The organism is Kitasatospora sp. NBC_01250 (genome assembly GCF_036226465.1).
Lineage (GTDB): Bacteria > Actinomycetota > Actinomycetes > Streptomycetales > Streptomycetaceae > Kitasatospora.
The window spans coordinates 1,869,532-1,879,212 of the sequence record NZ_CP108476.1; the positions used below are offsets into that span (position 1 = coordinate 1,869,532).

Consider the following 9,681-nt stretch of genomic DNA (forward strand, 5'->3'; position numbering starts at 1 on the left):
GGTCCGGTCAGGCGATGCCCAACTCGTTGTCGATGAAGGCGAACAGCTCGTCGGCCGAGGCCGCCTGGAGCTTCTCGGTCACCTGCTCCCCGGCGGCCCGCTCGCCCGGCTCGCCGCTCCAGCGGGTCAGCAGGGCCGACAGGCGGGCGGCGACGTCCGCGCGGGTGGACTCGTCGGCGGCGACCACGGCCAGCGCGGCCTCCAGCCGGTCGAGGTCGGTGAGCGAGGCCCCGGCCCGTCCGTCACCGGCCGACAGCAGGTCCGCCTGCAGCCGGGCGGCCAGCGCGGCCGGGGTCGGGAAGTCGAACACCAGCGTGGCCGGCAGTCGCAGCCCGGTGGCGGCGCCGAGCCGGTTGCGCAGCTCCAGGGCGGTCAGCGAGTCCAGGCCGAGCTCCTTGAACGCCCGGCCGCCGAGCACCTCGTCCACCGTCGGGTGGCCGAGCGCCGCCGCCGCGTGCGCCCGCACCAGGTCGAGGACGGTCTGCTCGCGTTCCAGCTCCGCCATCCCCGCAAGGCGCCGGCGCAGCTCGGTGGCGTCGGTGGGCGCCGTCTCCCCGGTGGTCCCGCCGGCCGTGACCGGGCGCCGGGCGCCGGGCAGTTCGTCCAGCAGGGCGCAGGCGCGCACGGCCGTGAAGCCGGGCACGAACCGCTCCCAGACGATGTCGGCGACCGTGATCACGGTCTCGTCCAGGTCCAGCGCCTGCTGCAGGGCGGCGATCGCCGCCCCCGGCGCCATGCCGGGCAGCCCGGCGCGGTCCAGGCGGTCGCCGATCAGGCCGTCGGCGGCCATGCCCGACTCGCCCCAGCGGCCCCAGGCCACCGAGGTGGCGGGCAGGCCCGCGGCCCGGCGGTGCTCGGCGAAGGCGTCCAGATAGGCGTTGGCGGCGGCGTAGTTGGCCTGCCCGGGGTCGCCCAGGGTGCCGGCGATGCCGGAGAACAGCACGAAGGCCGTCAGCTCCGAGGCCCGGGTCAGCTCGTGCAGGTGGCGCACGGCGTCCACCTTCGGGCGCAGCACACCGGCGACCCGGTCCGGGGTCAGCGCATCGAGCACCCCGTCGTCCAGCACGCCCGCGGTGTGGAAGATCGCGGTGAGCGGCTGCTCGGCCGGTACGGCGGCCAGGAGTCCGGCCAGTGCGGCCCGCTCCGAGATGTCGCAGGAGGCGATGGTGACCCGGGCGCCCAGCGCGGTCAGTTCGGCCTGCAGCTCGGCGGCGCCCTCGGCCTCCGGGCCGCGGCGGCTGGTCAGCAGCAGGTGCTCGGCACCGCCCCGGGCCAGCCAGCGGGCCACCTGCGCGCCGAGCGCGCCGGTACCGCCGGTCACCAGCACGGTGCCGCCACCGGGGCGCCAGCCCTCGGCCGGCGCCGGGCCCGCGGGGGCCGGCAGCAGGCGGCGGCCGAAGACCCCGGAGGCCCGCACGGCCAGCTGGTCCTCACCGCCCGCCCCGGCCAGCACCCCGGCCAGCCGGTCCAGCACCCGCTCGTTCAGCGTGTCCGGGAGGTCGAGCAGACCGCCCCAGCGCTGCGGCTGCTCCAGGGCGGCGACCCGGCCCAGGCCCCAGACCAGCGACTGGTCCGGGCCCGCCGCGCGTTCGCCGCGGTCGACCGCCACGGCGCCGCGGGTCGCGCACCACAGCGGCGCCTCGAACCCGGCGTCGCCGAGCGCCTGCACCAGCGCGACGGTCCCGGCCAGGCCGAGCGGCAGCGCCGGGTGCTCGTGGTGCGCCCGCTCGTCCAGCGCCAGCAGCGAGAGCACGCCGGTCAGCTCGACCACGTCGCCCAGCTCCTTGCGCAGCCGCTCGACGACCGCCTCCCGTTCCAGGTCGACCCGGTCCAGGCCGAACAGCCGCACCTCGGCTCCGTGCCGGGCCAGCGCACGGGCGGTGTCGGCCACCCACGCCTGGTCCACCAGCCCTTCGGGGACGATGACCGCCCAGGTGCCCGGCAGGACCGGCGCGGTGGGCAGCGCGGTCAGCGGGCGCCAGCCGACCCGGTAGCGCCAGCCGTCGATCACCGACTGCTCGCGGCGCTGCCGCCGCCACGAGGAGAGCGCCGGCAGCACCGCGCTCAGCGGGGCGTCCCCGCCCAGGTCGAGCGAGTCGGCCAGCGCGGCCAGGTCCTCGTTCTCCACGACCTCCCAGAAGGCCGTCTCCACCGGGTCGTTGCCCGCCTGCGCGGCCGGCTCCTCGAACCTGACCGGCTCGGGCCAGTAGCGGCGGCGCTGGAAGGCGTAGCCGGGCAGGTCGGTGCGCTCGGCACCGGTGCCCGCGAAGACCGCGGCCGTCCAGTCCACCGCGATCCCGCGCACCCACGCCTCGGCCAGCGAGGCCAGCACCCGGCGGGCACCGCCCTCGCCCCGGCGCAGCGTGCCGAAGGCCACCGCGTCACGCTCGGCCGCCTCGATGCTCTCCTGCACCGCCATCACCAGCACCGGATGCGGGCTGACCTCGATGAACGTCCCGCAGCCGGTGGCCAGCAGCGACCCGACCGCCTCCTGCAGCCGCACGGTCCCGCGCAGGTTGGTGTACCAGTACGCGGCGTCCATGCTTGCGCCGTCGATCAGCTCGCCGGTCACCGTGGACAGCAGCGGCACCCGGCCCGCCCGCGGCTCGATCCCCGCCAGCGCGGCCAGCAGCTCCGCGCGGATCCCCTCGACCTGCGCCGAGTGCGAGGCATAGTCCACCGGAACCCGACGCGCCCGCACACCGTCCGCCTCGCACGAAGCCAGCAACTCGTCCAACGCGGCAGGCTCACCCGACACCACCACCGAGGACGGCCCGTTCACCGCCGCCACCGAGATCCGCTGCTCACCCCAGCCCGCCAACCGCTCACGCACCTCGACCACCGGCAGCGCCAACGACACCATGCCACCACGCCCCGCCAACCCGGCGGCGATCGCCCTGCTGCGCAACGCCACCACCTTCGCGCCGTCCTCCAGCGACAGCGCACCCGCCACCACCGCCGCCGCGATCTCACCCTGCGAGTGACCGAGCACCACATCGGGCTGCACGCCCGCCGCCCGCCACACGGCCGCCAGCGAGACCATCACGGCCCACAGCACCGGCTGCACGATCTCGACCCGGTCCAGCCACGCCTCACCCGCACCGCCGAGCAGCACCTCGGTCAACGACCAGTCGGTGAACGGCGCGAGCGCCGCGGCACACTCCTCCATCGCCGCCCGGAAGACCGGCGACTCCTCCCACAGCCCCGCACCCATCGCGGCCCACTGCGACCCCTGCCCCGGAAAGACGAACGCCACCTTGCCGACGGCCCGCGCCACCCCTTCGACCACATCGGCAGCCACCCCACCGGCGGCCAACACCGCCAGCCCATGCTCCAGTTCGGCCAGGTCGCCGCCGAGCACCACGGCCCGGTGCTCCAACGCGGCGCGACCGGTGGCCAACGAGAGACCGGCATCCAACGCCCGCGGCGCAGGCTGCGCCGCCACGAAGGCCCGCAACCGCACCGCCTGACCACGCAACGCCTGCACACCACGCCCCGACACCACCCACGGCAGCACCGCCGCACCGATCGCCGCCGCGCCTTGCGGACCCACCGGCGCCCCGTCAACCGGCGCCCCGTCAACCGCCTCCACGACTGCGGGCGCCTGCTCGACGATCACGTGCGCATTGGTCCCGCTGAAGCCGAACGAGGAGACGCCCGCCCGGCGCGGCTGTCCGGTCTCGGGCCAGGGCCGCGCCTCGGTCAGCAGCTCCACCGCACCCGCCGACCAGTCGACCTGCGCGGTGGGTTCGTCCAGGTGGATGCTGGCCGGCAGCACCCCGTGCCGCATCGCCAGCACCATCTTGATCACACCGGCCAGCCCGGCCGCCGCCTGGGCGTGGCCGAGGTTGGACTTCACCGAGCCCAGCCAGAGCGGCCGGTCGGCGGGACGGCCCTGGCCGTAGGTGGCCAGCAGCGCCTGCGCCTCGATCGGGTCGCCGAGTCTGGTGCCCGTCCCGTGCGCCTCCACCGCGTCCACCTGGTCGGGCGTCAGGCCCGCGTCCGCCAGCGCCTGGCGGATCACCCGCTGCTGGGACGGCCCGTTCGGCGCCGTCAGACCGTTGCTGGCGCCGTCCTGGTTGATCGCCGAACCGCGCACCACGGCGAGCACCGGGTGCCCGTTGCGCCGCGCGTCCGAGAGCCGCTCCACCAGCAGCATGCCCACGCCCTCGGAGGGCGTGAAGCCGTCGGCCGCGGCCGAGAACGGCTTGCACCGGCCGTCCGAGGCCAGGCCCTGCTGCTTGCTGAACTCGACGAAGGTGCCCGGGGTGGACATCACGGTGACGCCACCGGCCAGCGCCAGTTCGCACTCGCCGCCGCGCAGCGCCCGCACGGCCAGGTGCAGGGCCACCAGCGAGGCCGAGCAGGCGGTGTCCACGGTCAGCGCCGGGCCTTCGAGGCCGAACAGGTAGGAGACGCGGCCCGAGACCACGCTGGCCGCGGTGCCGGTGGCGACATGGCCCTCGGCGGACTCGGCCGCACCCGTCAGCAGGCTCAGGTAGTCCGAGCCGTTGGTGCCGGCGAAGACACCCGTCCGGCTGCCGCGCAGCAGCGCGGGGTCGATCCCGGCCCGCTCGATCGCCTCCCAGCTGGTCTCCAGGAGCAGCCGCTGCTGGGGGTCCATCGCCAGCGCCTCACGCGGCGAGATGCCGAAGAAGCCGGCGTCGAAGTGGCTGGCGTCGTCCAGGAACCCGCCCTCGCGCAGGTAGGAGGTGCCGGTGTCGAGGTCCCAGCCCCGGTCGGTGGGGAACTCCGAGAGCGCGTCACCGCCGTCGACCAGCAGCTGCCACAGGTCCTCGGGCGAGGCGACACCGCCGGGGAAGCGGCAGCTCATGCCGACGATCGCGATCGGCTCGTCGTCCGCGGCCGAGCGGACCACGACCGGGGCCGCGGCCCGGCCCACCGTGCCGGAGAGCTCCTCGGCGAGGTGGCGGACCAGGGCCTGGGTGGTGGGGTGGTCGTAGATCAGGGTCGCGGGCAGCTTGACGCCGGCCGCCGCGCCGAGCCGGTTGCGCAGCTCGACGGCGGTCAGCGAGTCGAAGCCCAGCTCCTTGAACGCCCGGGTGGTGTCCACCGCCTCCGGGCCCGGGTAGCCGAGCGCGGCGGCGACGTGGGAGGTGACCAGGTCCAGCAGGATCCGGTCCCGCTCGGCGGCGGGCGCACCGGCGAGCCGGGCGGCCAGGCCGCCCTCGGCGTCCGCCCGCTCCTCGCCGCCGCTGCCGGTGCGCGCCAGCGCCCGCACGGCCTCGGGCAGGTCGAAGAGCAGCGGCCGGACCCGGCCCGAGGTGAAGGCGAGCGCGAAGCGCTGCCAGTCGATGTCGGTCACGGTCAGCACCCGGTCGCCCTGGTCCAGCGCCTGCTGGAGGGCGGCCACGGCCGCGTCGGGCGCCATCCGCAGGATCCCGTGGCGCTGCATCCGGTCGCCCAGGCCGCCCTCGGCCGCCATGCCGCCCTCGCCCCACGGCCCCCAGGCCACCGAGGTGGCGGGCAGGCCGTCGGCGCGGCGCTGCTCGGCCAGCGCGTCCAGGAACGCGTTGCCGGGCGCGTAGTTGCCCTGGCCCGGGGCGCCGAAGGTGGCGGCGAACGAGGAGAAGAGGACGAAGGCGGACAGCTGCAGCTCGCGGGTCAGCTCGTGCAGGTGCAGGGCGGAGTCGACCTTCACCCGGAGCACGCGCTCCAACTGGTCGGCGGTCAGCGCCTGGATCACCGCGTCGTCCAGGACGGCGGCGGTGTGCATCACGGCGGTCAGCGGCTGCTCGGCCGGGATCCCGGCCAGCAGCTCGGCCAGCGCCGCCCGGTCCGAGACGTCGCAGGAGGCGATGGTGACCCGGGCGCCCAGCGCGGTCAGTTCGGCGTGCAGCTCGGCGGCGCCCTCGGCCTCCGGGCCGCGGCGGCTGGTCAGCAGCAGGTGCTCCGCGCCGCCCCGGGCCAGCCAGCGGGCCACGTGCGCGCCGAGCGCGCCGGTGCCGCCGGTCACCAGCACGGTGCCGCCGCCGGGGCGCCAGCCCTCGGCCGGCGCCGGGCCGGCCGGCGCGTGCAGCAGCCGCCGGGCGAAGACCCCACCGGGTCGCAGGGCGAGCTGGTCCTCGCCGCCGGTGCCGGCCAGCGCGCCCACCAGCCGGTCCAGCGTGCGCTCGTCCGGCAGCTCGGGCAGGTCGAGCAGGCCGCCCCAGCGCGGCGCGTCCTCCAGCGCGGCGACCCGGCCCAGGCCCCAGACCAGCGCCTGCGCGGGGCAGTTCAGCCGCTCGTCGCGGTGCACCGCCACCGCGCCCCGGGTGACGCTCCACACCGGGGTCGGCAGCTCGGCGTCCGCCAGCGCCTGGAACAGCGCGACGGTGCCCGCCAGGCCGGCCGGCACGGACGGGTGGTCGGGGCGGCGGCTCTCGTCGAGTCCGAGCAGCGACAGCACCCCGGCGGGCGTGCCGCCCTCGGCCGGCTCCCGGCCCAGCAGCCCGGCCAGCGCCGCGCGCTCCAGGTCGGCCGGGCCCACCAGCAGGCTCGCGACCCGGGCGCCGCGCTCGGCGAGCGCCCGGGCGGCGCCCACCGCCCAGGGGTCGGCGGCCAGGTGCTCGGGCACCACGAGCAGCCAGGTCCCGGAGAGCACCGGGGTGGGCAGCGCGGTCAGCGGGCGCCAGCCGACCCGGTAGCGCCAGCCGTCGATCACCGACTGCTCGCGGCGCTGCCGCCGCCACGAGGAGAGCGCCGGCAGCACCGCGCTCAGCGGGGCGTCCCCGCCCAGGTCGAGCGAGTCGGCCAGCGCGGCCAGGTCCTCGTTCTCCACGACCTCCCAGAACTCCGCCTCCACCGGGTCGAGGGCGCCGTCCCGTTCCTCGGCGGCGGGTGCGGTCGCCGCGTCCAGCCAGTAGCGGCTGCGCTGGAAGGCGTAGGTGGGCAGGTCGGTGCGCTCGGCACCGGTGCCCGCGAAGACCGCGGCCGTCCAGTCCACCGCGATCCCGCGCACCCACGCCTCGGCCAGCGAGGCCAGCACCCGGCGGGCACCGCCCTCGCCCCGGCGCAGCGTGCCCACGGTCACCGCCGGGGCCTCGGCCTCCTCCACGCACTCCTGCAGCCCGGTCAGCAGCACCGGGTGCGGGCTCACCTCGACGAAGCCGGCGACGCCGTGGTCCCGCACCAGGGTGCGGGCGGCGTCCGCGAAGCGCACGGTCTCGCGCAGGTTGGTGTACCAGTACGCGGCGTCCATGCTTGCGCCGTCGATCAGTTCGCCGGTCACCGTGGACAGCAGCGGCACCCGGCCTACCCGCGGCTCGATCCCCGCCAGCGCGGCCAGCAGCTCCGCGCGGATCCCCTCGACCTGCGCCGAGTGCGAGGCATAGTCCACCGGAACCCGACGCGCCCGCACACCGTCCGCCTCGCACGAAGCCAGCAACTCGTCCAACGCGGCAGGCTCACCCGACACCACCACCGAGGACGGCCCGTTCACCGCCGCCACCGAGATCCGCTGCTCACCCCAGCCCGCCAACCGCTCACGCACCTCGACCACCGGCAGCGCCAACGACACCATGCCACCACGCCCCGCCAACCCGGCGGCGATCGCCCTGCTGCGCAACGCCACCACCTTCGCGCCGTCCTCCAGCGACAGCGCACCCGCCACCACCGCCGCCGCGATCTCACCCTGCGAGTGACCGAGCACCACATCGGGCTGCACGCCCGCCGCGCGCCACACGGCCGCCAGCGCGACCATCACGGCCCACAGCACCGGCTGCACCACGTCCACCCGGTCCAGCCACGCCTCACCCGCACCGCCGAGCAGCACCTCGGTCAACGACCAGTCGGTGAACGGCGCGAGCGCCGCGGCACACTCCTCCATCGCCGCCCGGAAGACCGGCGACTCCTCCCACAGCCCCGCACCCATCGCGGCCCACTGCGACCCCTGCCCCGGAAAGACGAACGCCACCTTGCCGACGGCCCGCGCCACCCCTTCGACCACATCGGCAGCCACCCCACCGGCGGCCAACACCGCCAGCCCGTGGTCCAGTTCGGCCAGGTCGCCGCCGAGCACCACGGCCCGGTGCTCCAACGCGGCGCGACCGGTGGCCAACGAGAGACCGGCATCCAACGCCCGCGGCGCAGGCTGCGCCGCCACGAAGGCCCGCAACCGCACCGCCTGACCACGCAACGCCGGCACACCACGCCCCGACACCACCCACGGCAGCACCGCCGCACCGATCGCCGCCGCGCCTTGCGGACCCACCGGCGCCCCGTCAACCGGCGCCCCGGCCGCAGGCGCCTGCTCGACGATCACGTGCGCGTTGGTCCCGCTGAAGCCGAACGAGGAGACGCCCGCCCGGCGCGGCTGTCCGGTCTCGGGCCAGGGCCGCGCCTCGGTCAGCAGCTCCACCGCACCCGCCGACCAGTCCACGTGCGGGGACGGCTCGGTGACGTGCAGCGTGCGCGGCAGTACGCCGTGGTGCATCGCCAGCACCATCTTGATCACACCGCCGACCCCGGCCGCGGCCTGGGTGTGCCCGATGTTCGACTTCAACGAGCCCAGCCAGAGCGGCCGGTCCGCCGGGCGCTCCTGGCCGTAGGTGGCCAGCAGCGCCTGCGCCTCGATCGGGTCACCCAAGGTGGTGCCGGTGCCGTGCGCCTCCACCACGTCCACCTCGCCCGGCGTCAGCGCGGCACTGGCCAGCGCCTGGCGGATCACCCGCTGCTGCGAGGGGCCGTTCGGCGCCGTCAGACCGTTGCTGGCACCGTCCTGGTTGATCGCCGAGCCGCGCACCACGGCGAGCACCGGGTGCCCGTTGCGCCGCGCGTCCGAGAGCCGCTCCACCAGCAGCATGCCCACGCCCTCGCCCCAGCCGGTGCCGTCCGCATCGGCGGAGAACGCCTTGCAGCGACCGTCGGTGGACAGGCCGCGCTGGCGGCTGAACTCCACGAAGGTGCCGGGGGTGGCCATCACGGTCACGCCGCCGGCCAGCGCCAGCGTGCACTCGCCCGAGCGCAGCGCCTGCACCGCCAGGTGCAGGGCGACCAGCGAGGAGGAGCACGCGGTGTCGACGGTGACGGCCGGGCCTTCGAGGCCGAGGGTGTAGGAGATCCGGCCCGAGGCGACGCTGCCGAAGCTGCCGGTGCCCAGGTGGCCCTCGACGCCCTCCGGCACCGCGCCGAGCCGGCTGGCGTACTCGTGGTACATCAGGCCGGCGAAGATGCCCGTCCGGCTGCCCTTGAGCGCGGTCGGGTCGATGCCCGCCCGCTCGAAGGCCTCCCAGGACGCTTCGAGCAGCAGCCGCTGCTGCGGGTCCATGGCCAGCGCCTCGCGCGGCGATATCCCGAAGAACGCCGGGTCGAACTCGCAGGCGTCGTGCAGGAATCCGCCCTGGCTGACGTAGCTGGTGCCCTGCTGGTCCGGGTCGTCGCCGATCAGCGCATCGACCTGCCAGCCGCGGTCGGTGGGGAAGCCGCCGATGGCGTCACCGCCCTGCGCCACCAGCCGCCACAGCTCCTCCGGCGTGCTCACCCCGCCCGGGTAGCGGCAGGCCATGCCGACGATCGCGATCGGCTCCTGGTCACGCTCCTCCAGCTCCCGCAGGCGCCGGCGGGCGTTGCGCAGATCAGTGGTGGCGCGCTTGAGGTAGTCGCGCAGCTTGTCCTCGTTCACCGTGTCCGTCCGTTCCTTGCGGAAAAGGGGTCGCGCCTGCGTACTGGGGGCCGGTCGCC

Annotated in this window: 1 protein-coding gene; it reads right to left on the reverse strand. The window is 76.0% G+C overall.

The window, feature by feature from the left end:
• Nucleotides 1–7: 7 nt before the first annotated feature.
• Entirely contained in the window at nucleotides 8–9,622 is a 9,615-nt protein-coding gene (locus OG500_RS07605) for a type I polyketide synthase (RefSeq protein WP_329578002.1), read from the reverse strand.
• Between the last annotated feature and the right edge of the window lie 59 nt (nucleotides 9,623–9,681).